This window comes from Kitasatospora sp. NPDC004723 (genome assembly GCF_040609255.1).
Lineage (GTDB): Bacteria > Actinomycetota > Actinomycetes > Streptomycetales > Streptomycetaceae > Kitasatospora.
Genome location: NZ_JBEXJT010000066.1, coordinates 11668 through 34879 on the forward strand (window position 1 = coordinate 11668; position 23212 = coordinate 34879).

Consider the following 23212-nt stretch of genomic DNA (forward strand, 5'->3'; position numbering starts at 1 on the left):
CTCCCCCGCCTCCCCCGGCGCCGACCACCGCTTTTACCCGGCCTGCCCGCCTGCCCGCCTGCCCGCCCGCCGTACTCGGCCTACTCGACCGTGGACGCCCCCAGCCGCTCGGCGAGGGCCGCCGGGTCGGTGGTCGGCAGCTCGCAGGCGAAGTTCCGGCAGACGTAGGCGGCGGGCGCACCGTCGACCAGCGGCCGGCCGGCCAACAGCGGCACCTCGTCGCTGCCGGCGCCCGGCTCGCCGAACGCGACCACGGCGCCGGGCGCGGTGCCGAGCAGCGCGGCCCGGTGCAGCGCCGCCGTCCCGGGGTCACCGGCCGGGCCGATCACCGCGACCTCGCGCGGCCCGTCGGCCACTGCCTCGGCGGCGGCCAGGCCCCAGCCGATGAACCGCGGCGCGCGCGAGGCGAGCGCCCCGACGATGCCGAGCGCCCGCTCGGCGGCGGTCCGGTGGCGGTCCGAGCCGGTGTACGCGGCGTAGCCGAGCAGCGCGGCCGCGGCGGCGGTCCAGCCGGACGGGGTCGCGTTGTCGGTCGGGTCCTGCGGGCGCCGGATCAGCTCCTCGGCGTCGTCGGCGGTGTCGTACAGCGCGCCGCTCTCCTCGTCGGCGAAGTGCTTGAGCACGGTGTCGAGCAGCCCGCCGGCCAGTTGGAGCCACTCGGCCTCGCCGGTGACGGCGTACAGCGCGAGGAAGCCCTCGGCGGTGTCGGCGTAGTCCTCCAGCACGCCCGCGTTGGCGCCGGGGCGGCCGTCCCGGGAGGTCCGCAGCAGCCGGCCCTCGGGGGTGAGGTGGACGGCGAGCAGCAGGTCGGCGGCGCGTTCGGCGGCCCGGACCAGGTCGGGGCGCTCCAGCAGGGCGCCGGTCTCGGCGAGCGCGGCGATGGCGAGGCCGTTCCAGGCGGCGACCACCTTGTCGTCCCGGGCGGGCGCCGGGCGGGCCGCGCGGGCCGCCAGCAGCCGCTCCCTGATCGCCTCGTACTCGGCGAAGTCCTCGGGGTCGGCGAGGAGTTGGAGGACGGAGCTGCCGTGCTCGAAGGTGCCGTCGGCGGTGACGGAGAACAGCCGGGCGGCGGTGGCCGCGTCGGCGGGGCCGAGCAGGTCGACCAACTGGCCCGGCTCCCAGACGTAGTAGGCGCCCTCGGCAGTGGCCCCGGTCTCCTCGTCGAGGCTGTCGGCGTCCAGCGCGGAGGCGAACGCGCCCTCGGGGGTGCGCAGTTCGCGCAGCAGGAAGTCGGCGGTGGAGAGCGCGACCCGCCGGGCCAGCGGCGAGCCGGTCGCCCGCCACAGGTGCAGGTACGCACGGAGCAGCAGCGCGTTGTCGTACAGCATCTTCTCGAAGTGCGGCACCACCCAGCCGGCGTCCACCGCGTACCGGGCGAAGCCGCCGCCGAGCTGGTCGTGGATGCCGCCGCGGGCCATCGCCTCGCCGGTGCGGACGGCCATCTCCAGCGCGGCCTGCGAGCCGGTCCGGGCGTGGTGGCGCAGCAGGAACTCGATCACCATCGCCGGCGGGAACTTCGGCGCCCCGCCGAAGCCGCCGTGCCGCGGGTCGAAGTCGCGGCTGAGCGCGACCAGCGCCTGGTGCAGGTCGGCCTCCCCCGGCGGCTGGTGCACCCCGCTGCCGACCGCGTAGACGGAGGACCGCTCGGCCAGGTCGGCCCGGATCCGCGCGGCGACCTCGCCGACCTCCTCGCGCCGGTCCCGCCAGGCGGCGTGCACGCCCTCCAGCACCTGCCGGAACGACGGCATGCCGTGCCGGGGCTCGGACGGGAAGTAGGTCCCGAAGTAGAACGGCTCCTTGCCGGGCGTCAGGAAGACGGTCATCGGCCACCCGCCCTGCCCGGTCGCCGCCTGCACCGCCTCCATGTACACGGCGTCGACGTCCGGCCGCTCCTCCCGGTCGACCTTGACCGCGACGAACCGCTCGTTGAGGTACTCCGCGGTGACCTCGTCCTCGAACGACTCGTGCGCCATCACATGGCACCAGTGACAAGCGGCGTACCCGACGCTCAGCAGCACCGGCACACCGCGCCGCTCAGCCTCCTCGAACGCTTCGGGCCCCCAGGGCCACCAGTCGACCGGATTGTCGGCGTGCTGCTGCAGGTACGGCGACGTCGCGTCGGCGAGGCGGTTCGGCATGCCCCCATCCTTGCGCATCCGCGCGGTGGAGGGGGCGCGGCCTCACTCCTTCGGGGACTCCGGCTCCTCGGCGAAGTCCACCCGCTTGAACTGCTTGTTCATCGACTTGGCCAGGAACCAGGTGGCCACGCCGAGGGCGGCGAAGACGAGGAAGCCCAGCAGGCCGGGGGTGACCTTGGCGTCGTCGACGGCGAGCTGGGCGGCGAGGTGGGTGAGGTTCACGGGGGCACTCATATCTCTATGGTGGCCCGGCTCACGGGGAGCCGGGCCGTCGGGGGGTGCTTCAGTCCCGCGTGTCGGCCGACTCGGCCGTCAGGCTGGGGGTGCGCAGGCCGGCGAACAGGTCGTCCTCCGGCAGGTCCACGTCGACCAGGGTACGGGCGAGCTCGTAGTCCTCGGTGGGCCAGACCGTGCGCTGGACCTCCAGCGGGACGCGGAACCACGGGCCGTCCGGGTCGATCTGGGTGGCGTGCGCGATCAGCGCGCGGTCCCGGGTCTCGAACCAGTCGTCGCAGCGGACCCGGGTGGTGATCTCGCGCTCCGCGCGGCCGCTCTTCTCCCAGCCGGCGATCCACTCGCCGTAGGGGGACTCGTGGCCGTTCTCGGACAGGTACGTGTGCAGGGCGCGGATCCGGCCCATCGGGAAGCCGTGGTTGTAGTACAGCTTCAGCGGCTGCCAGGGCTCGCCGGCCTCGGGGTACGCGTCGGGGTCGCCGGCGGCGTCGAAGGCGAGCATGGTGATCTTGTGGGTCATGATGTGGTCGGGGTGCGGGTAGCCGCCGTTCTCGTCGTAGGTCGTGATGACCTGCGGCTTGAACTCCCGGATGAGGCGGACCAGCGGTTCGGCCGCCTCCTTGACGTCCTGCAGGGCGAAGCAGCCCTCGGGCAGCGGGGGCAGCGGGTCGCCCTCCGGCAGGCCCGAGTCCACGAAACCCAGCCAGGCCTGCTTGATCCCGAGGATCGCGCGGGCCTCGTCCATCTCCTTGCGCCGGACCTCGTGGATGTTCTCCTCGATCTCCGGCTTGCCCTGCAGCTTCGGGTTGAGGACCGAACCGCGTTCCCCCCCGGTGCAGGTGGCCACCAGCACGTCCACCCCGTGGTCGACGTACATGGCCATGGTCGCCGCGCCCTTGCTGGACTCGTCGTCCGGGTGGGCGTGCACCGCCATCAGTCGCAACTGCTCAGTCAACGCGTGCGTTCCTTCCACAAAAATGTCCGGGCGTACCGCGCAAGCCGGTCTGCCCACCGTCTGAGCCGCTCTCGGGGCCGCGTGACCGCGGGACCGGCCGCCGCGCGGGGCGCCGACACGGCCGAGCCCGCCCCCGCCGGACCGGCCGCGGGCGTGCCCCTCCTATAGTGACGGACTGGAGGAGCACCGCATTCCCCCGTACCACCCGCGCGGCCCCCTCCCCACGAGAGGACTGAGCCCCATGAGCGCCGGCACCCGGACCCCGCAGCTTCCCGAGGACCGCTACGGGCGTCGCGGCGACCGCGAGAGCGACCGCCGGCTCAAGGTGGTCGGCGCGGTCTGCGCGGTGGTGATGCTGGGCCTGATCGTCTGGCTGGGCGGCTCCTACCTGATCCGTGAGACGAAGATCAACGGCACCGTGCCGACCTTCCAGGCGCTCTCCGACACCGAGCTCCAGCTGCACCTGGCGGTGCGCAAGAGCGACGGCACGGCCGGCAGCTGCACCGTCCGCTCGCAGGGCGAGGACGGCGCGGTGGTCGGGGTGGCCGACTTCCCCGTCCCGGCGGAGGGCTCCGAGTACGACGCGGTGGTCAGTCTGCGGACCACCGCCCGCGGCACCACCGCCGAGCTGCTGGGCTGTACGCCCAAGTAACCGCGCGGCAGGCATATTCGCGCAGGGGAACGGGCATCCGTAGGGGAGTCCGGCCCACCGATCCTGTACACCTCGGCGCAACGCTGTCGTCAATGGAACGCCAACGACCCTCCCGCTTGTCGGCAGGAGTTGTTAGGCTCGTGGTTTCGCCCCTTCCGCACCAGCTGGTACGGGAGCGGGCGTTGCTTTGTAGTTAAGACCGATATCAGCACCACTCAACACGCTGACGACTCACACCCTCAGCACAGCCCCAGCACCTACGAGGAGCACCCGTGACCCAGACCAGCGAGAACGTGACCTGGCTCACTCAGTCCGGCTACGACCAGCTCAAGGCCGAGCTGGATCACCTGACCGGCCCCTGGCGGATCGAGATCGCGCAGAAGATCGAGGCCGCGCGCGAGGAGGGTGACCTCAAGGAGAACGCCGGCTATCACGCCGCCAAGGAGGAGCAGGGCAAGTACGAGCTGCGGATCCGCCAGCTCACCCAGATCCTGGAGCGCGCCAAGGTCGGCGAGGCCCCGGCGGACTCCGGTGTGGTGGCCCCGGGCATGGTCGTGACGGTCGCCTTCGACGGCGACGAGGACGACACCATGAAGTTCCTGCTGGGCTCGCGCGAGGTCGGCGACGACGACCTCGACATCTACTCGCCGCAGTCGCCGCTGGGCCGCGCGATCGACGGCAAGACGATCGGCGACGAGGCGACCTACGAGCTGCCGAACGGCAAGCAGGCCATGGTCAGGATCGTCGAGGTCAAGCCCTACGCCGGCTGATCACCCCCGACACGCCGAAGGCGGCCGCGGATTCCCGCGGCCGCCTTCGCGCGTCCGCCCGCACGCGTCCGGGCCGCCGGTCAGCGGGTGGAGGAGCGGTACTTGCGCACCGACAGCCAGGAGAACACCGCGGTGATCACCACCGACCAGAGCACCGACACCAGCTCGGCGTGCTGCATCGGCCACACGTCGTCCACCGGGCCCACCTGGTTGCCGAACAGGTTGCGGCAGGCCTGCACGGTGGCGCTGAACGGGTTCCAGTAGGCGACCCCCTGCAGCCAGCCCGGCATCGAGCTGACCGGCACGAAGGCGTTGGAGACGAAGGTCAGCGGGAAGAGCCAGATCAGCCCGGCCGAGGTGGCCGCCTCCGGGCTGCGCACCGACAGGCCGATCAGCGCGCCGATCCAGGAGAAGGCGTAGCCGAGCAGGAGCAGCAGCCCGAACGCGCCCAGCGCGGACAGCAGCCCGTTGTGGATCCGCCAGCCGACCAGCAGCGCCACCAGGGCCAGCACCACCAGGATGAACGCGGTCTGGCAGAGGTCGGCCAGGGTGCGGCCGACCAGCACCGCCGAGCGGGCCATCGGCAGCGAGCGGAACCGGTCGACCAGCCCCTTGGACATGTCCTCGGCGATGCCCGCCGAGGCGCCGGCCACCGCGAAGGTGACGGTCTGGGCGAAGATGCCCGCCATCAGGAACTGGATGTACGCCGAGGAGCTGGACTGCGCCCCGGGGATCTTGATCGCGCCGCCCATGACGTACGAGAACAGCAGCACGAACATGACCGGCTGCATCAGGCCGAACACCAGGATCTCGGGGATCCGGGTCATCCGGCGCAGGTTGCGCCGGGCGACCACCCAGGAGTCGTGCCGCACGGCGTCCACGCCCCGGCGCTGCCTGGGTACCGCCCCGCCGATGGCGTGCTCGGTCGCGGTGGCCATCTCAGACCTCCTTCCCGGCCGGAACCGCCTGCTTGCCGGTGCCGGAACCGGAGCCGCCGCCCCGCCCGCGACCCTTGCCCCCGGCGGCGCCGTCCTCGTCCTCGGTCTCGGTGTGGTGGCCGGTGAGCGAGAGGAAGACGTCGTCCAGGGTCGGCCGGCGCAGGCCGATGTCGTCGATCTGGATCGAGCGGGCGTCCAGCTCGCGGATCACGTCGGCGAGCACCCGGGCGCCGCCGCTGACCGGGACGGTGATCCGCCGGGTGTTCTTCTCCACGGCCGGCTCGCCGAGCGCGTGGGCGGAGAGCGCCGCGAGCGCCTCGCCGACCAGGTCGGGCCGCTGCACCACGACCTCGATCCGCTCGCCGCCGATCTGCGCCTTGAGCTGGTCGGCGGTGCCGCGCGCGATCACCCTGCCATGGTCGACCACGGCGATGTCGTGGGCGAGCCGGTCGGCCTCCTCCAGGTACTGGGTGGTGAGCAGCAGCGTGGTGCCCTGCTCGACCAGCGTCTCGATGACCTCCCACAGGGCGAGCCGGTTGCGCGGGTCGAGGCCGGTGGTGGGCTCGTCCAGGAACATCACCGGCGGGCGGACGACCAGCGCCGCGGCGAGGTCCAGGCGTCGGCGCATGCCGCCGGAGTAGGTCTTGGCGGTGCGGTCCTTGGCCTCGGTGAGGTTGAACCACTCCAGCAGTTCGAGCGCCCTGGCCTTCGCCGCACGGGCCGGCATCTGGTACAGCTCGCCGACCATCTGGAGGTTCTCGAAGCCGGTGAGGTACTCGTCGACCGCCGCGTACTGGCCGGAGAGGCCGATCAGGCTGCGGACGCGGTTCGGGTGCTTGAGGACGTCGACGCCGGCCACCGTCGCACCGCCGGAGTCGGGCTGGAGCAGCGTGGTGAGCACGCGCACGGTGGTGGTCTTGCCGGCACCGTTCGGGCCCAGCAGCCCGAGCACCGTGCCCTCGGGGACGTCGAGGCTGACACCGTCCAGGGCTCGTACGTCACCGAAGGTCTTGACCAGGTTCTCGGCTTGGATGGCTGGCGCCATGGGCCTGCCTCATCTCCTCGGAGGAACGGGCGGAACTGCGTACTCCGTCCCACTCTGCCCCGGATCCCCCGTTCGGGCCTACCGGGAGACCACGTACCCCGCGCCCCGCAGTTCGCCGAGCACCGCCGCGCAGTGCTCCGGCCCCTTGGTCTCCAGGTGCAGGTCCACCTCCACCTCGGTCAGCCCCAGCTGCGGATCGACCCGCACGTGCGCCACGTCCAGCACATTGGCGTCCACCCGGGTCAGCACCGCCAGCAGACCCGCCAGCGCGCCCGGCCGGTCGGCCAGCCGCACCCGCAGCGACAGGTACCGGCCGGCCGCCGCCAGACCGTGCCGCAGCACCCGCTGCATCAGCTGCGGGTCGATGTTGCCGCCGGACAGCACCGCCACCACCGGCCCCTCGAAGGAGTCCGGCCGCTCCAGCAGCGCCGCGACCGGGGCCGCCCCGGCCGGCTCCACCACCAGCTTCAGCCGCTCCAGCCCCAGCAGCAGGGCCCGGGACAGCGAGTCCTCGGAGACCGTCCGCACGCCGTCCGCCAGGGTGCTGACGATCTCGAACGGGACGTCCCCCGGCCGGCCGACCATGATCCCGTCCGCCATCGTGGCGAACCGTTCCAGCGAGACCGGGTGCCCCGCCGCCAGCGAGGGCGGGTACGCGGCCGCGGCCGCCGCCTGCACCCCGATCACCCGCACGTCCGGCCGCAGCGGCTTGACCGCCGCCGCGATCCCGGCCAGCAGGCCGCCGCCGCCCACCCCGACCAGCACGGTCCGCACCTCGGGGCACTGCTCCAGGATCTCCAGCCCGACGGTGGCCTGCCCGATCACGACGTCCCGGTGGTCGAACGGGTGGATGAAGACCGCGCCGCCCGCCTCCGCGAAGCGCTGCGCCGCCCGCAGCGCCTCGTCGACGGTCGCCCCGTGCAGCCGTACCTCGGCGCCGTACTCCCGGGTCGCCGCGATCTTCGGCAGCGGCGCGGACACCGGCATGAAGACGGTCGAGCGCACCCCGAGCAGCGAGGCGGCCAGCGCCACCCCCTGGGCGTGGTTCCCGGCACTCGCCGCCACCACCCCGCCCGCCCGCTGCACCGGCGAGAGGCCGGCGATCCGCACGTAGGCGCCGCGCAGCTTGAACGAGCCGGTGCGCTGGAGGTTCTCGCACTTCAGGTGGACCGGCGCACCGACCAGCGCGGAGAGGTGGCGGCTGCTCTCCATCGGCGTCACCCGGGCGATCCCGGCGAGCATCTTCTGGGCGCCGCGGACGTCGTCGAGGGTGATCGGCCAGCTGTGCATGACAGCAGCCTAGAGTCTCGCGACACGTGGTTCGGGGACGTCGGCCCTGTTCCCGGGCCCGCCCGGCCCGCGTACGCTGCTGCTCCTGAGCCTTCCTCACCGCACGACGATCGTGAGCCGCGATGACGACGACCTCGCCCCAGGCCACCGACCTCACCGAACCCGTGCACACCCAACTCCAGTACCAGCTGGCGGTGTTCGCCCGCCGCATGGAACAGGTCCGCGGATCCGACGGGGTGGCCGCCCTGGTCCGCGCGGCCTACCTGCTGCTCGAACGGCTGGAGCGGCTCGGCCCCGCCAACGTCAAGGCGCTGGCCGACGCCCTGGGTGTCGACTCCTCCACCGTCACCCGGCAGGTCGCCCCGCTGGTCGCGGCCGGCCTGGTCGGCCGGGTGCAGGACCCGGCCGACCGGCGCGCCGTCCGGCTCGCACTGACCCCGCTCGGCGCCGGACGCCTGTCCGAAGTGCGGGCCGGGAGAGCCGAGTTGACCCGCCGACTGGTGGCCGGCTGGCCCCCCGAGGAACAGCGGGCGTTCTGCGCCCTGCTGGCCCGTTTCAACCACTCCATGGAGGAGTACACGGCGGGCCGGCAGGGCGCGGGCGGCGCCTAGCGCGCCGCCCGGGCCCGGGCAGGGCCTCAGCCCAGCGCCTGCTTGAGGTCGGCCAGCAGGTCGTCGATCGACTCGATGCCGACGGAGACGCGCACCAGGTCGGCCGGCACCTCCAGGGCCGAACCGGCGACCGAGGCGTGGGTCATCCGGCCCGGGTGCTCGATCAGCGACTCCACGCCGCCCAGCGACTCGCCGAGGGTGAAGAGCTGCGCCCGGTTGCAGACCTCGACCGCCGCCTCCTCGCCGCCGTTCACCCGGAACGACACCATGCCGCCGAAGGCCTTCATCTGCTTGGCGGCGATGTCGTGGCCGGGGTGCTCGGCCAGGCCCGGGTACAGCACCTGGCTGACCTTGGGGTGGCTCGCGAGCAGCTCGGCGACCTTCTCGGCGTTCGAGCTGTGCCGGTCCATCCGCACGCCGAGGGTCTTGATGCCGCGCAGCACCAGCCAGGCGTCGAACGGGCCGGAGACCGCGCCCATCGCGTTCTGGTGGTAGGCGACCTCCTCGCCGAGGCCCGCCTCGGCGATCACCAGGGCGCCGCCGACCACGTCCGAGTGGCCGCCCATGTACTTGGTGGTCGAGTGCACGACCACGTCGGCGCCGAGCGCGATCGGCTGCTGCAGGTAGGGGCTGGCGAAGGTGTTGTCGACCACCAGCAGCGCGCCGGCGCCGTGCGCGATCTCGGCCAGCGCGGCCAGGTCGGTGATGCCCAGCAGCGGGTTGGACGGGGTCTCCACCCAGACCGCGCGGGTGTTGGGGCGCAGCGCCTCGCGCACGGTGGCGAGGTCCTGGGTGTTGGCCACCGAGAACTCGACGCCCCAGCGGGTCAGCACCTTGGCGAAGAGCCGGAAGGTGCCGCCGTAGGCGTCGTTGGGGATGACGATGTGGTCGCCCGGCTTGAGGACGGTGCGCAGCAGGGTGTCCTCGGCGGCGAGGCCGGAGGCGAAGGCGAGGCCGCGGGAGCCGCCCTCCAGCGCGGCGAGGCACTCCTCCAGCGCGGTACGGGTCGGGTTGGCGCTGCGGCTGTACTCGTAACCGCCCCGCAGGCCGCCCACCCCGTCCTGCTTGTAGGTGGACACCTGGTAGATCGGCGTGACGACGGCCCCGGTCTGGGGGTCTGCTTCCTGACCCGCGTGGATGGCGAGGGTCTCGAAGCCCTGGGGAAGCTGGTGCTCGGTCATGCTCCGAGCGTAGTCGGCGAACCGCCGGGTGCCGTCCGCGAGACGCGGGCGCCCCGCCGGAGCGGCACCGGGGCACCGTCGGGACGCCGTCGGGACGTCGCCCGGGGGACACCGTGGGGCGCCCGGAATCCCCGGCCGTCCGGCCGCGTTGGAACCTGCGCAACACTCCCCGAACCCGTTGGAGCAGGCCGTGCTGTTCAACCGCCACAAGACCTCGCTCGTCCCCGCCGACCAAGCCCTGCCCGGCCGCCCGGCCCCGGCGTTCACCCTGCGCGAGCCGCACACCGTGCTCGGTCACCCGCTGACCGGCCCGTACCCCGAGGGTCTTGAGGTCGCGGACTTCGGCCTGGGGTGCTTCTGGGGCGCCGAGCGGACGTTCTGGCGGCTGCCCGGCGTCTGGACGACGCTGGTCGGCTACCAGGGCGGCCACACCCCGAACCCGACGTACGAGGAGGTGTGCAGCGGCCTGACCGGGCACACCGAGGCGGTCCGGGTGGTGTACGACCCCGCGGTGGTCTCCTACGAGCGGCTGCTGAAGACCTTCTGGGAGGCGCACGACCCGACCCAGGGCAACCGCCAGGGCAACGACGTGGGCACCCAGTACCGCTCCGCGGTCTACACCCACTCCCCGGCCCAGGCCGCCGCCGCGACCGCCACCCGGGACGCCTTCCAGCCGGCGCTGACCGCGCTCGGCCTCGGCCCGGTCACCACCGAGATCGCCCCGGCCGGCCCGTTCTACCCGGCCGAGCCGTACCACCAGCAGTACCTCTCGGACGCCAAGAACCCCAACGGCTACTGCGGCCTCGGCGGCACCGGCGCCAGCTGCCCGATCGGGGTGGCCCGCACGGGCGCCGAGGGCTGAGGTCACTCAGGGTTCCCAGCCCCGGCCCCGCGGGCGCAGACTGGAAGGACCGGTAGGGCGGCCCCGCCACCGTCCCTGGTGACGGGGCCGCCCCTGTCCCGAGGAGCACCTCATGGCCGGTCTCATCCGCAGGAACTTCGACACCGATCCCGAGGAGATCCGCCCGTTCGAGGCGGACAAGGGCGAGCTGCGCCTGGTCAACCTGGACGGCGGAGCCGTCGGCCGGGCGGTCTTCCAGCCCGGCTGGAAGTGGTCCGAGCACGTCAAGCCGATCGCCAAGACCGACAGCTGCCAGGCGGCCCACGTCGGCTACGTCGTCTCCGGCCGCATGAAGATCGTCATGGACGACGGCGAGGCGGCCGAGTTCGGTCCCGGCGACTTCATGCTCTGCCCGCCCGGCCACGACGCCTGGGTGATCGGCGACGAGCCGATGGTCGTCGTGGACTGGCAGGGCTTCGGCGACTACGCCCGGCGCTCGTGAGCACCCGGCCGGCGGCGGTCAGCCCCGCCGGACCTCGTGCATGAAGCACCCGAAGTCCATCGCCCGCACGTGCAGCACGGCCACCTCCGGGTCGGTGAGCAGCCGCGCCGCGACCGCCTCGGCGGTCTCCGGCACGACCAGCTCGCCGCCGAGGATGTTCCCGCGCCGGCCGTACGCGCGCACCACCCGCCGGCCGCCGTGGAAGCCCTCCGGCCAGCCCTCTCCGGCCGGGCCGGCGCACGGGCCGTCGTGCACGAAGACCGGGCCGACCTCGTCGTACGGGCCGGGCTCGGCCCCCGTCTCGGCGGCCCAGCGCCGCAGCGGCGCGTAGCTCACCAGGGCGATCCGCTCCCCGGCCCGCGCCCTGCTGAGGCAGCAGCGCAGCGGGGCGCCGCCCTCCTCGTCGACGGAGCGCACGGGCGCCCGCCCGGCGTCGTCGCGCTCCAGCAGGTCGCGGTGGACGGCCGGGTCGATCGGCCGGACGGTGAGCACGGACGGGGCGGTGGAGGTTGTCGTCATGCCCCCACCCTCCCGCCCGGGCCACCGCGAGTCCGGCGGATTTCGGCCATCGCGTTCGCCCCGGACTGTCAGCCCGCGGACGGCGTACCCGTCCCGCTGCCGACGGTGGCCCAGGGGTCCGGCCTGCGTGGATCGATCAGGTCCGCGAGCCTCGTCCCGTCGGCCGCCCACGCCGCGACGGCGGCGGAACCGCGGGGCCCGTTTGGACCGGAGGACGAGAGGACGACGCCGGGGACAACCGCGTAATAGGCGGTCCAGCTCTTCATCCCGGGAGTGGTGACCAGGGTGGCAGTGACCTGCGTGCCCTTGAGTTCGACCACGATCCGGGCCGGCGCCACCGGGCCCAGGTACATTCCGGTCACCACGGTCCGGTTCGTGCCACCGGCGCTCTGCGCGGTGATGTTGGGCCGGCTGTGGTCAAGGTTGTCACTGGTCGCGTCTCGGCAGCCGACCGGTCTGCCCCCCTCACCGACGACACTCTCCCCCTGCTCGACGCAGGACTCGGTCGCGGTGACGCTCATCCGGAAGTCCTCGACGATGGCGACCCGCTCGCCGGGCGCCACCTGTTTGACCGGCGATTCCGGCCACTGCTTCGGCCGGGCACCGGGCTGCTCGCCGGGCCCGGACGCCTCCGGCGCGACGGGCGACACACGTGCGGGCGCCGGCCCGTCGACCGGGATGGGGGTGCCCAGGTCAGGCAGAGGGCTGACGCCAGGCAGCCCGACGGCCGTCGGTGCCCCCGCCGCCGTCACCACCCCGCCCGACCGACCGTCCCCCAGCGTCAGCGCCGTGCCGCCGGCGATCACCGCCACGGCCAGCACGGCCGCCCCCGCGCCGACCCTGCGTCGGGCCCCGCGCCGGCGCGCCCCGGCGATCACCGCCACCGGCTCGGGAGCAGCCGTCCGGCCCTCCTGCTTGAGCAGCTCGTCGAGCCGCCGTTCGAAACTCGTGCCGTCGCTCATACCGCCACCTCGATGTCACTCGGGTCGTGGCCCGCCGGACCGCCGGTGCGGTCGGCGAGCTCGGGGCGTGCACGCAGCTTCGACAGCGCCCGGTGCAGGGTGGACTTGACCGTCCCGGGCGCGATGCCCAGTTCGGCGGCGGTCTCGGCCTCGCTCAGGTCCGCGTAGTACCGCAGCACGACGACGGTCCGCTCGCGCCGAGTCAGGGTGGCGAGCGCCTGGTGCAGCAGCGCCCGCTGGACCTGCTGCTCGGCGAGGTCCACCGGTCCCGGCCGCTCGGGCGCGCGGTCGGTGGGCAACTCGCGGTTGCGCAGCCGCCGCCACCAGTCGCGGTGCTGGTTGACCACGATCCGCCGCACGTAGGCGGCCGGGTCGTCCGCGTTCGCGGTGATCCGGGGCCAGTGCAGGTAGGCACGTTCCAGCGCGGACTGCACGACGTCCCGGGCCCGGTGCGGGTCACCCGTCAGCAGTTCGGCCAGCCTGCTCAGCTGGGGTCCGACGCCGACCACGAAGGCGCTGAACTCTGCATCCAGGCGCTCTCTCTGCTCGCGTTTCACACCCCCCTGACTCCTCGGGGGGCGGCGGAGGTTCTGTCGCCCCGGGCGGGAGTTCCGGCGGGAATTCCGCTCCGGACCGCAGCGGGAATCGCGCCGGGCCCCACGACGGCCCGGCGGGAGGCGTCAGATCGCGCTGCCGGCCTTCCAGTCGGCCCAGCCCATGTTCCAGCCGTTGAGGCCGTTGGACGGCAGCACGGTCTTGTCGCCGGAGTTCACGACCTCGACCACGTCGCCGACCATCGAGCTCTTGAAGAACTTGTAGCCGTCCGCGCTCGCGTCCTGGCCGCCCTTGACGTCGCGCAGGCCGACGCAGCCGTGGCTGGTGTTCTGGCTGCCGAAGGTCGAGGCCGGGGACCAGTAGTTGCCGTGGATGAAGGTGCCGGAGGTGCTGAGCCGCTGGGCGTGCGGCACGTCGGGGATGTCGTACTCGCTGCCGAGGCCGACGGTCTGGGAGTTCATCCGGGTCTGCTGGTACTGCTCGGTGATCACCATCTTGCCGCCCCAGGTGCGGAACTCGGGCGAGCCGCCGGAGATCGCGTAGACGGCGCTGACCTGGCCGTCCGTGGTGACGGTGAGCTTCTTGGCGGCGAGGTCGGCGACGCTGGTCTGCGCCCGGCCGATGGTGAAGCGGACGTCCTTGGACTGGGTGCCGTAGACGCCCTTGGCGCCCTGGACGTCCTTCAGCCGGAGCTTGACGGTCACCTTGGTGCCCTTGGCCCAGTACTGCTGCGGCCGGAAGTCGAGGCGGGTGCTGGAGAACCAGTGCCCGACGATCTCGACGCCCGGCTCGGCTATCACGGTGATCGCCTGCTGGACGGCCTTGCGGTCGGTGACCGGCTTGCTGAAGTTGATCGAGACCGGCATGCCGACGCCGACGACCGAGCCGTCCTCGGGGGTGAAGTAGCCGACGAAGGTGTTGGCCGGGGTCGCCGTGGTGAAGACGGCGTTGGCGTCGGCCTCCAGCTTCTCCTTGTCGAAGGCGACCGCGGACACGCTGTACTTGGTACCACTGGCCGGGGCGGCGGCGGAGGTCCAGAGGGTGCCGTCGGCGGACAGCTGGCCGGCCAGCGCCTTGCCGGTGGAGTCGGCGACCTTGACCGTGCTGAAGGTGCCGCCGGCGACGGCGACCCGGACCGGCTCGCTGAAGCTGGCGGCGGTGGCGCCGTCGGCCGGGGTCACCGTGATCACGGCGGCCGAGACCTTGGGGGTCGGCGTGGGGGTCGAGCTGGGGGTGCTGGTGGCACTGGGCGTGGGCTGCGGGCTGCCGGTGGCCGTACCGCCGGCACCGCCGGTGTCGCCGCCCGTGCCGGCCGATCCGCCCGATCCGCCCGATCCGCCGTTGCCGCCGGTACCGGGGCCGCTGCCGGCGCCGTTGTCGGTGCTCTTGGTGTCGTTGCAGGCCGCGAGCAGCAGGACCGGGGCACCGATCAGGCCCGCCAGCACACCGCGCCGGCTCCAGTTGCTGCCGGTCCCTCGACCCTGGCCTTCCCGTGCCGTCACGTCGCCCACTCCCTGCTGATCATCCGGGCATTACGGATACAGAAACGCACTTTGTGCGTTCACGGTTCCATCACCAACGGCTTGCGATCGTACGAGAATCCGAAACGCGGCGCCAAATATGGACAAATGCCCGGTTCGCGAGCGGAACCGGGCATTCACGGGCGGTGACGGGCAGGCCCTACTCGGCGGACTCCTCCACCGCGTACTCGTCCCACTCGTCGCTCTCCGGGTCGAAGTCGGTCTTCGCCGACTCCCAGGTCGCCGAGGCGAGCTCGACCCCCGGGACGTCGCCGAGCAGCGCCAGCGGGTCGATGAAGTGGGCGAGCGAGCCGGACGGGTCCACCTCGATGGCCTCGACGGACTGCGCGCGCTCCTCGTCGTCGAGGTACTCGTCGGCGGCCACCTGCTGGAGGGCCGCCGCCTTGAGGGCACCCTCGTCGGTGATCTCGGCGATGAGCTCGATGCTGAGCCGGACGTAGCGCGCCTCGTCCTGGCCGGTCGTGTCAGTGCTGGTCATGCCAGTGAGACTACGGGAAACCGGCCCTGCCGACGGCGCGGACGTGGGCGGGCCCGGCCCCCTCCGGAGAGGGGACCGGGCCCGCCGCCTCCGCGGGGCTCCCCCACCCGGGAGCCACGGAGACGCGCCAAGCGGCGCGGTCGCCCGGGAGCCGCCACCCCCTGGCAGCCGGCCGGAGCCGGACCGGGGCGGGACGACGGCGCCTCCGCGGGCAGGGACACCACCGACCGGATCAGGACCGGCCGTCGTGCCCGAGACGGCCGCGCCGCCGGGGAGCCGCTCCCGGTCGGTCACCGCCGTCTCGCTCGGCGTCTTGCCGTGAGCACAACGATGCCGCAGCCGTGTTAAGCCCGTGCTGCACGGAGATGACGCCGGTGTACCAGTTCGCCCGGAAACGGAACCTCCGCCCCGCAGGTCCGCGGCCGCCGGGTCGGGGTCGGCGGCCGTGCCCCGGACTCAGTGGCCGGCGCGGCTGCCGGTCAGGAAGCCCAGCAGGTCCTGGCGGGTCACGATGCCCTCCGGCTTGCCCTCCACCAGCACCACCGCGGCGTCGGCCTTCTCCAGCACCGTCATCAGGTTGGTGACGGTCTCGCCCGAGCCGACCACCGGCAGCGGCTTGGACATCACCTTGTCCAGCGTGTCGGTCAGCTGGATGTCGCCCGCGAAGACGCCCTCCAGCAGCAGCTTCTCCACCACCGAGCCGATCACCTCGCCGGCCATGATGTCGGGGTGGCCGGCGCCCGGCGAGACCACCGGCATCTGCGAGACGCCGTACTCGCGCAGCACCCGGACCGCCTCGGAGACCGTCTCGTTGGGGTGCATGTGGACGAACTGCGGGATGCCCTCGTGCTCGATGGCGTCCTTGCGGGCCAGCACCTCGCCGATGTGCGCCTCGTCGGTGGCGGACGGCAGGAAGCCGTAGTCGGCCATCCAGTCGTCGTTGAAGATCTTCGACAGGTAGCCGCGGCCGCCGTCCGGCAGCAGCACCACGACGACGTCGTCCGGGCCGAGCCCGCGGGCGACCTCCAGCGCGGCGACGACCGCCATGCCGCAGGAGCCGCCGACCAGCAGGCCCTCCTCCTTGGCCAGGCGGCGGGTCATCTGGAAGGAGTCCTTGTCGGAGACGGCGACGATCCCGTCCGCGACGGTGCGGTCGTAGGCGGTCGGCCAGAAGTCCTCACCGACGCCCTCGACCAGGTACGGCCGGCCGGTGCCGCCGGAGTAGACCGAGCCCTCCGGGTCGGCGCCGATCACCTTGACCTTGCCGCCGGAGACCTCCTTCAGGTAGTTGCCGGTGCCGGAGATGGTGCCGCCGGTGCCGACGCCCGCCACGAAGTGGGTGATCCGGCCGCCGGTCTGCTCCCACAGCTCCGGACCGGTGGAGTGGTAGTGCGAGGCCGGGTTGTCCGGGTTGGAGTACTGGTCCGGCTTCCAGGCGTTCGGGGTCTCACGGACCAGGCGGTCGGAGACGTTGTAGTACGAGTCCGGGTGCTCCGGTGCGACGGCGGTCGGACAGACGACCACCTCGGCGCCGTAGGCGCGCAGCGTGTTGATCTTGTCGGTGGAGACCTTGTCGGGGCACACGAAGATGCACTTGTAGCCCTTCTGCTGGGCCACGATCGCCAGGCCGACACCGGTGTTGCCGGAGGTCGGCTCGACGATGGTGCCGCCGGGCTTGAGGGCACCGGAGGCTTCGGCCGCCTCGATCATGCGCATCGCGATGCGGTCCTTCACCGAGCCACCGGGGTTGAAGTACTCGACCTTGGCGAGCACCGTGGCACTGATCCCCTCGGTGACCTTGTTCAGCTTGACCAGCGGCGTGTTGCCGACCAGGTCGATGATCGAGTTGTGGTACCGCACGGGGGTCCTCCCGGTCTGTGGGCATGCAGTGGCTTTCGGTACTGCAAAGCGTAGGCCGTACCAGCAGCCCCGGAGGGCCCGTGCGCACCACGAACGGCCCACCCCCGTCGTAGGCCGGGGCGTTCGCGGGTACTAGGGGTGTACACGCATCGGGAGCGGCCCTTCACCGGGTGGCACGAGGACGCGAAGGGGGCACCGGATGTCAACGGCACAGGGGTCACGGGCCCGGGTGGCCCGCCGGATCGCCACCGCCGCGGCGTACGGCGGCGGCGGGCTCGGCGTACTGGGCGTGGGCCTGGTGGGCCTGCTGCTGACCGAGAGCAAGCTGGCCGTCCAGGCCATCGGCATCCTGGACGGCGACCCGCCCAAGGCCGACGGCGTCTACGGCGAGGCCTTCGCCGACACCTCCGCCGCGCCGCAGCCGCCGCTGGTGCTGGCCTTCCTCGGCGACTCCACCGCGGCCGGCCTCGGGGTGCTGCGGGCCCGCGAGACACCGGGCGCGCTGCTCGCCGCGGGGCTCGCCTCGGTCGCCGAGCGCCCGGTCCGGCTGGTCAACGTGGCGTTCTCCGGCGGCCGGTCCGCCGACCTGGCCGGCCAGCTGGACCAGGCCCTGGCGCACCGCCCGGACATCGCCGTGATCATGGTCGGCGCCAACGACGTGACCCGGCACAGCCCGGCCGAGCTCGCGGTGCGCCAGCTCGGCGCGACGGTCGCCGCGCTGCGCGCCGCCGGCTGCCAGGTGGTGGTCGGCACCTGTCCCGACCTCGGGACGATCAAGCCGGTCCGCCCGCCGCTGCGCTGGGTGGCCCGCCGGCTGAGCCGCCAACTGGCCGCCGCGCAGACCATCGCGGTGGTGGAGGCGGGCGGGCGGACCGTCTCGCTCGGCTCGCTGCTCGGGCCCGAGTTCGCGGCCCGGCCGGAGATGTTCGCCGCCGACCGCTACCACCCCTCGGCCCAGGGCTACGCGACGGCCGCGATGGCCGTGCTGCCCTCGGTCTGCGCCGTGCTGGACCTCTGGCCGCAGGAGGACCGGCGGGACGGGCAGGTCCCGGGCGAGGCGGTGCTGCCGGTGGAGGTGGCCGCGGCGGCCGCGGCCGGACGGTCCGGCTCCGAGGTGGCGGCGGTCGGCGGCGAGGCCGGCGCGGCCGGTCGCTGGGCGCTGCTGCGCCACCGGTTGCGGGCCGGCCTGCCGGGTTCCCCGGCCTCCGGGGAGCCGCCCGCGGGGGGTGCTCCGGGCACCGGGAACACGTCGGCCAGCTCACACACCGGGGCGGGTGACGACTGACCTACCAGACGGTAACTTTCCTCCCGGACGCCTGTCCGCCGCCACTCAGCGAGGAGCCCGCCATGCCCGAAGCCGTCATCGTCAGCGCCGCCCGTTCGCCGATCGGCCGGGCCTTCAAGGGCTCGCTGAAGGACGTCCGCCCGGACGACCTGACCGCGCACATCATTCGGGCCGCCCTCGCCAAGGTGCCGCAGCTCGACCCGCGCGAGATCGACGACCTGATGCTCGGCTGCGGTCTGCCCGGCGGCGAGCAGGGCCACAACCTGGCCCGCATCGTGGCCGTGCAGATGGGCATGGACTACCTGCCCGGCGCCACCATCACCCGCTACTGCTCCTCCTCGCTGCAGACCACGCGGATGGCGCTGCACGCGATCAAGGCCGGCGAGGGCGACGTCTTCGTCTCGGCCGGTGTGGAGACCGTCTCGCGCAGCGTCCACGGCACCTCGGACGGCATGCCGGGCACCATGAACCCGCTCTTCGACGAGGCCCGGGGCCGCACCGCCAAGCGGGCGGAGGAGGGTGGCGGTGAGTGGCACGACCCCCGCGAGGACGGGCTGCTGCCGGACGCCTACATCGCGATGGGCCAGACCGCCGAGAACCTGGCCGCCCTCAAGGGCATCACCCGCGCCGAACAGGACGAGTTCGGCGTGCGCTCGCAGAACCTCGCCGAGGCCGCCATCGAGGCCGGCTTCTGGGAGCGCGAGATCACCCCGGTCACGCTGCCGGACGGCACCGTGGTCAGCAAGGACGACGGCCCGCGCGCGGGCGTCACGCTGGAGGGCGTCTCCGGCCTGAAGCCGGTGTTCCGCCCGGACGGCACGGTGACCGCCGGTAACTGCTGCCCGCTGAACGACGGCGCCGCCGCGCTGGTCGTCATGTCCGACACCAAGGCCCGCGAGCTGGGCATCACCCCGCTCGCCCGGGTGGTCTCCACCGGCGTCAGCGCGCTCTCCCCCGAGATCATGGGCTACGGCCCGGTCGAGGCCTCGAAGCAGGCGCTCAAGCGGGCCGGCCTGAGCATCGGCGACATCGACCTGGTCGAGATCAACGAGGCCTTCGCCGCCCAGGTGATCCCGTCCTACCGCGACCTCGGCGTCGACCTGGACCGGCTGAACGTCAACGGCGGTGCGATCGCCGTCGGCCACCCCTTCGGCATGACCGGCGCCCGGATCACCACCACCCTGATCAACTCCCTCCAGTGGCACGACAAGCAGTTCGGTCTGGAGACCATGTGCGTCGGCGGCGGCCAGGGCATGGCGATGGTCATCGAGCGGCTCAGCTGAGCCCGGACGCCCCCTCCCCCGTCAACTCCGAAGGGTCCAGACCACCCGTTTGGAGTGACGCAGCGTAATTGAGGGCCGGATCACACCGCGAGGTCGATCCGGCCCTCTTCCGCGTCATTTCCGGACCGGAAATCGACGGTGCGGAGCGGATCAACTCCGCAGCGTAGAGCGGGACTACCTAACAATTTGGGGACAAGAACGAAAGTCGGCGACAAAGTGGACATTCGCCACTGCGGTAACAGGGCCGGATGCGGCAGTGTGGAGAGGTAACCCCGTTCCGCTCCTCGCTAGGAGTACGTTCCGTGAGCGCCGTCTACACCATCCTGCTGCTGATCCTGATCGCCGTGTCGACCGCCGTACTGCTCCACCTCCGGGGAATCTCCCGCCGGCTGGACGAGCGGGCCGCCGCCGCCCCGGCCGTCGACGAGGCGGCGATACGCCGGGCCGTCGCCGCCGCCCTCGCGGCCGACCGCGAGCGGGAGATCACGGAGGCCCGGGCGTTCTGGGCCGAGCAGGAGGCCCGCGCGGCCGAGGACGCGCCACTGTTCGACTCCCCGTTCGCCAGTGTCTTCAGCACCACCGACGAGTGGCCGCTCTTCTTCCCCCGCCCGACCGGGCCGAGCGAGGCGGCCGACAACGCGGGCACCATGGACCCGGAGTTCGGCGAGGCGCTGCGCTCCGCGCTGGAGGACCTCATCAACGAGGGCGGCGTCCGCCCGGCCGAGCCGGAGCCCGAGGGCGGCGCCCCGCTGCGCCCCGGCCACCCGGCCGGTGCCCCGGCCGCCGAGACCGCCGGCGACGCCCGGGCCCGCCGCGAGGCCGACCTGCTGGCCACCGGCCTGGAGGCCGGGCTGCTCGACGCCGAGGCGGCCGTCGAGGAGGCCCCGGTCGCCGCGCCCGACCCGCGCCGCCACCCCTCGCACCCCGACTTCGTCCCCAGTCAGGCGCCGTCCCGGGAGTGGACCGACACCCGGCTGAGCGCGCTCGCCGAGGAGGGCACCGCCCTGGTCGACGTCCGCCCCGGCCCGCTCGGCACCCTGGACGTCTACGCCTTCGCCGACGGCACCACGCTCTGCGTGGCCCCGGGCGACCGCGAGGCCGCGTACCGGCTGATCGACGCCGTCCGGGCCGGCGAGAACGTCCGGCTGCTCGGCGGCTCCCGGTTCTCCGGCTCCTACTCGCTGACCTTCTCCACCGACGAGGACGCCGTCTACGTGCTCGCCGACCGGGTGGTGGCCAGTATCTGAGCGGTCGGCACCTGAGCGGTCGGCATCCGGCCCGAGCAGCGGAACGGCCCGGGGGCCGGCCGGATCAAGGGGTTACCGATCCGGCCGGCCCCCGGGCTTTGTGCTGCTCCGGCCCTCGACCGCCGGACGGTCGGCCGGTCAGACGGCCGCGCCGGTCTCCGCCAGCCACCGCAGGGCCCGCGCCCGGACCTCCTCCGCCGTCGCCGCTCCGTCGGCCGGTGCCACCACGGCGTCCGCGGGCAGCGCGTCCAGTGCCACCGCCAGATCGTGCCCGACCACCGCGAGCTGGTCGCCGACGGCGAACGCGCCGGCGTCCGGCAGCTCGCGCAGCGGCCCGCCCGCCCCACCGCCCGACCGCGCCGCCTCGGCCGCCTGCGCCGCGGCCGCCAGCCGGCGAGCCAGCGCCAGCCCGGCCGCCGCCCGCGAGGGGTGCCCGGGAACGGCGCCCAGCAGCCGGCTCTGCGGCATCGCGCGGAACCGGTCCGCCAGCGCGTCGACGGCTTCCACCAGGGTCTTCTCATCGGGCGTCTCGGACATGCCGCGAGCATACGGGCCACCGGCAGGCCAAAGCCGCCGGGCCCCGGAGCAGGTGCTCCGGGGCCCGGCGGCAGTGATGGTGCGACGGAGGATCAGTCGTCGCCGCGCAGGATCGCGATCAGCCGCAGCATCTCGACGTAGATCCAGACCAGCGACAGGGTGAGCCCGAAGGCGGCCCGCCAGGACTCCTTCTGCGGGGCGCCGTGCGCGATCGCCTCCTCGATGGCCGCGAAGTCCAGCGAGAGGAAGAACGCACCGAGGCCGATGCCGACCAGGCCGACCACGATGCCGAGCGGGCCGGAGCGCAGCCCCATGTCGGCGCCGAAGACCATGGAGGCGACCATGTTGACCAGCATCAGCAGCACGAAGCCCATGGCGATCGCGATGCCGATCCGGGTGTAGCGCGGGGTGACCCGGATCCGGCCGGTCTTGTAGGCGATCAGCATCGCCGCGAAGACCGCCGCGGTACCCAGCACCGCCTGGATGGCGATGCCCGGCCAGATGGTGTTGAACACCTTGGTGATCGCGCCGAGCGCGAAGCCCTCCAGACCCGCGTAGAGCAGGATCAGCGGCGGGCTGACGCTCCGCTTGAAGGAGATCACCAGGCCGACCACGAAGGCGACCAGCGAGGCCCCGATGGCCAGACCGAAGTTGCGGTCCGGCAGCGCGAACCAGGCCAGGCCGCCGGCGGCGACCAGGGTGAGCAGCGTCATCGCGGTGCGCGCGACGACATCGTCGAGCGTCATCCGGCCGGTCGCCATCGGACCGGCGGACGGCGCGTTGTACATCTCGACGAGCTGCTCGTCGGTCAGCGGCTGCTGGCCCTGCGGCTGCTGGGCGTAGGGGCTGTTGGCGTACGGGTTGTTGCCGTACGGGTTGGTGGCGTACTGGCCCCCGGCCGGCGGGGTCTGGGTGGTCCCGAAACCCGCGTAGCCGGACTCGCGGGTGAAGGACCCCTCCCGCGAGAAGACCGGGTTGCTGCTTCTCATTGCTCATTCCCTCCGTGGCGGCACTGCACCGCCCGAACCACCAGGGTAATGGCTTGGCAAAGAAATCGGCATCCGCCGCGAGAAGGATTCGGCCGCTGACCTCCGGCGGGGACGCCGGAGGGCGTCCCCGCAGGCAAGTACGTGCCCAGAGCCGGACTCGAACCGGCACGGCCTTTCGGCCAAGCAGTTTTAAGCTGCCCGTGTCTGCGTTCCACCATCTGGGCGTCCTGCGGACCCGGCCCCGCCGACGGAGCGGAGAGCAGCGCTCCGCCGCCCGTGCGGACCACCCCTGAGCCTAGTCTCCCGGCCTCCCCTTTCGCATGTTCCGAGGCGGGGAAGTTGTCATGTTTCCTTGCCATCTGACGAACTGTTCGTGATTTGGCCACCGAACCCGCTCGATCCGGCCACCGCCCTCCCGTTCAGGGTCGGTGTCATACCGCAGGAGGAGGGTGCCACCTGGGTGTACACCCAGCGGTGGTCAGGCCAACCGTCCGGCGGAGCGACGAGAAACCATGATCATCCGGCGGAGCATGGAGGTACGTCCGGACGCCCCTCGAAAGGGCCCGGCCGTCCCGCACCCTTCCGCGCCGTACCACCGGCGCGCCCCACTCTGCCTGCCGAGAACCCGAGGAGCACCCCCGTGAGCACGTCGACCGCAACCGCCGTCCGCACCGGCCGGGCGGCCGCCCGCGCCACCGGCCTGAACAAGGTCTACGGGGAGGGCGAGACCCGCGTCGTCGCCCTCGACAACGTCAGCGTCACCTTCCCCCAGGGCGAGTTCACCGCGATCATGGGCCCC

The 23212-nt window shown here is 73.0% G+C and carries 23 protein-coding genes, 1 tRNA gene and 1 pseudogene; 9 read left to right on the top strand and 16 right to left on the bottom strand.

Going from position 1 to position 23212, the window contains the following annotated elements; all coding sequences use genetic code 11:
- Positions 1 to 80 precede the first annotated feature (80 nt).
- Genes ABZW10_RS36060 through mca form a run of 3 tightly spaced genes read right to left on the bottom strand, consistent with a single transcriptional unit; the run spans position 81 to position 3327 of the window.
- Positions 81 to 2138, bottom strand: coding sequence for a thioredoxin domain-containing protein (locus tag ABZW10_RS36060; RefSeq protein ID WP_355375033.1), 2058 nt, complete (start codon positions 2136 to 2138; stop codon positions 81 to 83).
- Positions 2139 to 2180: 42 nt separating this feature from the next.
- Positions 2181 to 2372, bottom strand: coding sequence for a hypothetical protein (locus tag ABZW10_RS36065; RefSeq protein ID WP_355375040.1), 192 nt, complete (start codon positions 2370 to 2372; stop codon positions 2181 to 2183).
- A 49-nt stretch (positions 2373 to 2421) separates the two neighbouring features.
- Positions 2422 to 3327 carry a mycothiol conjugate amidase Mca gene (mca, locus tag ABZW10_RS36070; protein WP_355375043.1) on the bottom strand — a complete coding sequence of 302 codons (906 nt, stop codon included), beginning with the start codon at positions 3325 to 3327 and terminating at the stop codon, positions 2422 to 2424.
- 241 nt (positions 3328 to 3568) lie between these two features.
- Here mca and ABZW10_RS36075 point away from each other — a divergent pair, with 241 nt between their 5' ends.
- Both ABZW10_RS36075 and greA read left to right on the top strand, forming a co-directional pair.
- Positions 3569 to 3979 carry a DUF4307 domain-containing protein gene (locus ABZW10_RS36075; protein WP_355375046.1) on the top strand — a complete coding sequence of 137 codons (411 nt, stop codon included), beginning with the start codon at positions 3569 to 3571 and terminating at the stop codon, positions 3977 to 3979.
- A 272-nt stretch (positions 3980 to 4251) separates the two neighbouring features.
- Entirely contained in the window at positions 4252 to 4749 is a 498-nt protein-coding gene (gene greA, locus ABZW10_RS36080) for a transcription elongation factor GreA (RefSeq protein WP_355375048.1), read from the top strand.
- Between the two features lie 80 nt (positions 4750 to 4829).
- Here greA and ABZW10_RS36085 read toward each other — a convergent pair whose 3' ends face one another.
- The 3 genes from ABZW10_RS36085 to ilvA form a co-directional block, all read right to left on the bottom strand.
- Positions 4830 to 5687, bottom strand: coding sequence for an ABC transporter permease (locus tag ABZW10_RS36085; protein WP_355375051.1), 858 nt, complete (start codon positions 5685 to 5687; stop codon positions 4830 to 4832).
- Position 5688: 1 nt separating this feature from the next.
- Positions 5689 to 6732, bottom strand: coding sequence for an ATP-binding cassette domain-containing protein (locus tag ABZW10_RS36090; protein WP_355375054.1), 1044 nt, complete (start codon positions 6730 to 6732; stop codon positions 5689 to 5691).
- Between the two features lie 78 nt (positions 6733 to 6810).
- The gene (gene ilvA / locus ABZW10_RS36095; RefSeq protein WP_355375057.1) at positions 6811 to 8022 is read right to left on the bottom strand and encodes a threonine ammonia-lyase; all 1212 of its coding nucleotides are present in this window, start codon (positions 8020 to 8022) and stop codon (positions 6811 to 6813) included.
- 122 nt (positions 8023 to 8144) lie between these two features.
- Here ilvA and ABZW10_RS36100 point away from each other — a divergent pair, with 122 nt between their 5' ends.
- Positions 8145 to 8633: a MarR family transcriptional regulator gene (locus ABZW10_RS36100; RefSeq protein ID WP_355375059.1), complete on the top strand. Its 489-nt coding sequence runs from the start codon at positions 8145 to 8147 to the stop codon at positions 8631 to 8633.
- Between the two features lie 26 nt (positions 8634 to 8659).
- Here the strand turns inward: ABZW10_RS36100 and ABZW10_RS36105 are convergent, their stop codons facing one another.
- Entirely contained in the window at positions 8660 to 9814 is a 1155-nt protein-coding gene (locus ABZW10_RS36105) for a cystathionine gamma-synthase (RefSeq protein WP_355375062.1), read from the bottom strand.
- A 190-nt stretch (positions 9815 to 10004) separates the two neighbouring features.
- On the opposite strand from ABZW10_RS36105, the gene msrA reads away from it, so the two are divergent.
- Together msrA and ABZW10_RS36115 are read left to right on the top strand one after the other, a co-directional pair.
- Positions 10005 to 10676 carry a peptide-methionine (S)-S-oxide reductase MsrA gene (gene msrA, locus ABZW10_RS36110; RefSeq protein WP_355375065.1) on the top strand — a complete coding sequence of 224 codons (672 nt, stop codon included), beginning with the start codon at positions 10005 to 10007 and terminating at the stop codon, positions 10674 to 10676.
- 112 nt (positions 10677 to 10788) lie between these two features.
- Positions 10789 to 11157 (top strand): cupin domain-containing protein, encoded by a 369-nt coding sequence (locus ABZW10_RS36115; protein WP_355375068.1) that lies wholly within the window; start codon positions 10789 to 10791, stop codon positions 11155 to 11157.
- Between the two features lie 18 nt (positions 11158 to 11175).
- On the opposite strand, the gene ABZW10_RS36120 is transcribed toward ABZW10_RS36115, so the two are convergent.
- From ABZW10_RS36120 to ABZW10_RS36145, 6 genes are all read right to left on the bottom strand, one after another.
- Positions 11176 to 11676 (bottom strand): DUF1203 domain-containing protein, encoded by a 501-nt coding sequence (locus ABZW10_RS36120; protein ID WP_355375071.1) that lies wholly within the window; start codon positions 11674 to 11676, stop codon positions 11176 to 11178.
- A 68-nt stretch (positions 11677 to 11744) separates the two neighbouring features.
- The gene (locus ABZW10_RS36125; RefSeq protein ID WP_355375074.1) at positions 11745 to 12638 is read right to left on the bottom strand and encodes a hypothetical protein; all 894 of its coding nucleotides are present in this window, start codon (positions 12636 to 12638) and stop codon (positions 11745 to 11747) included.
- Positions 12635 to 13195: a SigE family RNA polymerase sigma factor gene (locus ABZW10_RS36130; RefSeq protein WP_355375077.1), complete on the bottom strand. Its 561-nt coding sequence runs from the start codon at positions 13193 to 13195 to the stop codon at positions 12635 to 12637. Before ABZW10_RS36130 ends, ABZW10_RS36125 begins: the two co-directional genes overlap by 4 nt.
- A 123-nt stretch (positions 13196 to 13318) precedes the next feature.
- Positions 13319 to 14695 carry an Ig-like domain-containing protein gene (locus ABZW10_RS36135; protein WP_355375080.1) on the bottom strand — a complete coding sequence of 459 codons (1377 nt, stop codon included), beginning with the start codon at positions 14693 to 14695 and terminating at the stop codon, positions 13319 to 13321.
- A gap of 178 nt (positions 14696 to 14873) precedes the next feature.
- Positions 14874 to 15212: a hypothetical protein gene (locus ABZW10_RS36140; protein WP_355375082.1), complete on the bottom strand. Its 339-nt coding sequence runs from the start codon at positions 15210 to 15212 to the stop codon at positions 14874 to 14876.
- A gap of 456 nt (positions 15213 to 15668) precedes the next feature.
- Complete coding sequence (locus ABZW10_RS36145; protein ID WP_355375085.1) at positions 15669 to 17072, bottom strand: cystathionine beta-synthase; 1404 nt, start codon at positions 17070 to 17072, stop codon at positions 15669 to 15671.
- 199 nt (positions 17073 to 17271) lie between these two features.
- On the opposite strand from ABZW10_RS36145, the gene ABZW10_RS36150 reads away from it, so the two are divergent.
- The 3 genes from ABZW10_RS36150 to ABZW10_RS36160 all read left to right on the top strand — a co-directional run bounded on the left by ABZW10_RS36150 (position 17272) and on the right by ABZW10_RS36160 (position 20887).
- Positions 17272 to 18357, top strand: coding sequence for an SGNH/GDSL hydrolase family protein (locus ABZW10_RS36150; RefSeq protein WP_355375088.1), 1086 nt, complete (start codon positions 17272 to 17274; stop codon positions 18355 to 18357).
- 62 nt (positions 18358 to 18419) lie between these two features.
- The gene (locus ABZW10_RS36155) at positions 18420 to 19640 is read left to right on the top strand and encodes an acetyl-CoA C-acetyltransferase (protein ID WP_355375090.1); all 1221 of its coding nucleotides are present in this window, start codon (positions 18420 to 18422) and stop codon (positions 19638 to 19640) included.
- A gap of 302 nt (positions 19641 to 19942) precedes the next feature.
- Complete coding sequence (locus tag ABZW10_RS36160) at positions 19943 to 20887, top strand: hypothetical protein (RefSeq protein WP_355375092.1); 945 nt, start codon at positions 19943 to 19945, stop codon at positions 20885 to 20887.
- Between the two features lie 138 nt (positions 20888 to 21025).
- Here ABZW10_RS36160 and ABZW10_RS36165 read toward each other — a convergent pair whose 3' ends face one another.
- The 3 genes from ABZW10_RS36165 to ABZW10_RS36175 form a co-directional block, all read right to left on the bottom strand.
- The gene (locus tag ABZW10_RS36165) at positions 21026 to 21424 is read right to left on the bottom strand and encodes a hypothetical protein (protein ID WP_355375094.1); all 399 of its coding nucleotides are present in this window, start codon (positions 21422 to 21424) and stop codon (positions 21026 to 21028) included.
- A 92-nt stretch (positions 21425 to 21516) separates the two neighbouring features.
- Positions 21517 to 22413, bottom strand: coding sequence for a Bax inhibitor-1/YccA family protein (locus tag ABZW10_RS36170; RefSeq protein WP_355375097.1), 897 nt, complete (start codon positions 22411 to 22413; stop codon positions 21517 to 21519).
- Between the two features lie 142 nt (positions 22414 to 22555).
- Positions 22556 to 22637: transfer RNA gene (locus ABZW10_RS36175), tRNA-Leu, on the bottom strand.
- 416 nt (positions 22638 to 23053) lie between these two features.
- Here ABZW10_RS36175 and ABZW10_RS36180 point away from each other — a divergent pair.
- Positions 23054 to 23212: pseudogene (locus tag ABZW10_RS36180) on the top strand (ABC transporter ATP-binding protein); the annotation flags it as partial.

What these genes read in the sequence shown, in the direction of transcription:
- ilvA (WP_355375057.1), bottom strand. Translation starts at nt 8,022, where the DNA reads ATGCACAGCTGGCCGATCACCCTCGACGACGTCCGCGGCGCCCAGAAG.
- ABZW10_RS36120 (WP_355375071.1), bottom strand. Translation starts at nt 11,676, where the DNA reads ATGACGACAACCTCCACCGCCCCGTCCGTGCTCACCGTCCGGCCGATC.
- ABZW10_RS36075 (WP_355375046.1), top strand. Translation starts at nt 3,569, where the DNA reads ATGAGCGCCGGCACCCGGACCCCGCAGCTTCCCGAGGACCGCTACGGG.
- ABZW10_RS36065 (WP_355375040.1), bottom strand. Translation starts at nt 2,372, where the DNA reads ATGAGTGCCCCCGTGAACCTCACCCACCTCGCCGCCCAGCTCGCCGTC.
- ABZW10_RS36150 (WP_355375088.1), top strand. Translation starts at nt 17,272, where the DNA reads ATGTCAACGGCACAGGGGTCACGGGCCCGGGTGGCCCGCCGGATCGCC.
- ABZW10_RS36090 (WP_355375054.1), bottom strand. Translation starts at nt 6,732, where the DNA reads ATGGCGCCAGCCATCCAAGCCGAGAACCTGGTCAAGACCTTCGGTGAC.
- ABZW10_RS36115 (WP_355375068.1), top strand. Translation starts at nt 10,789, where the DNA reads ATGGCCGGTCTCATCCGCAGGAACTTCGACACCGATCCCGAGGAGATC.
- ABZW10_RS36060 (WP_355375033.1), bottom strand. Translation starts at nt 2,138, where the DNA reads ATGCCGAACCGCCTCGCCGACGCGACGTCGCCGTACCTGCAGCAGCAC.
- ABZW10_RS36100 (WP_355375059.1), top strand. Translation starts at nt 8,145, where the DNA reads ATGACGACGACCTCGCCCCAGGCCACCGACCTCACCGAACCCGTGCAC.
- ABZW10_RS36105 (WP_355375062.1), bottom strand. Translation starts at nt 9,814, where the DNA reads ATGACCGAGCACCAGCTTCCCCAGGGCTTCGAGACCCTCGCCATCCAC.
- ABZW10_RS36140 (WP_355375082.1), bottom strand. Translation starts at nt 15,212, where the DNA reads ATGACCAGCACTGACACGACCGGCCAGGACGAGGCGCGCTACGTCCGG.
- ABZW10_RS36125 (WP_355375074.1), bottom strand. Translation starts at nt 12,638, where the DNA reads ATGAGCGACGGCACGAGTTTCGAACGGCGGCTCGACGAGCTGCTCAAG.
- ABZW10_RS36170 (WP_355375097.1), bottom strand. Translation starts at nt 22,413, where the DNA reads ATGAGAAGCAGCAACCCGGTCTTCTCGCGGGAGGGGTCCTTCACCCGC.
- ABZW10_RS36085 (WP_355375051.1), bottom strand. Translation starts at nt 5,687, where the DNA reads ATGGCCACCGCGACCGAGCACGCCATCGGCGGGGCGGTACCCAGGCAG.
- ABZW10_RS36165 (WP_355375094.1), bottom strand. Translation starts at nt 21,424, where the DNA reads ATGTCCGAGACGCCCGATGAGAAGACCCTGGTGGAAGCCGTCGACGCG.
- ABZW10_RS36155 (WP_355375090.1), top strand. Translation starts at nt 18,420, where the DNA reads ATGCCCGAAGCCGTCATCGTCAGCGCCGCCCGTTCGCCGATCGGCCGG.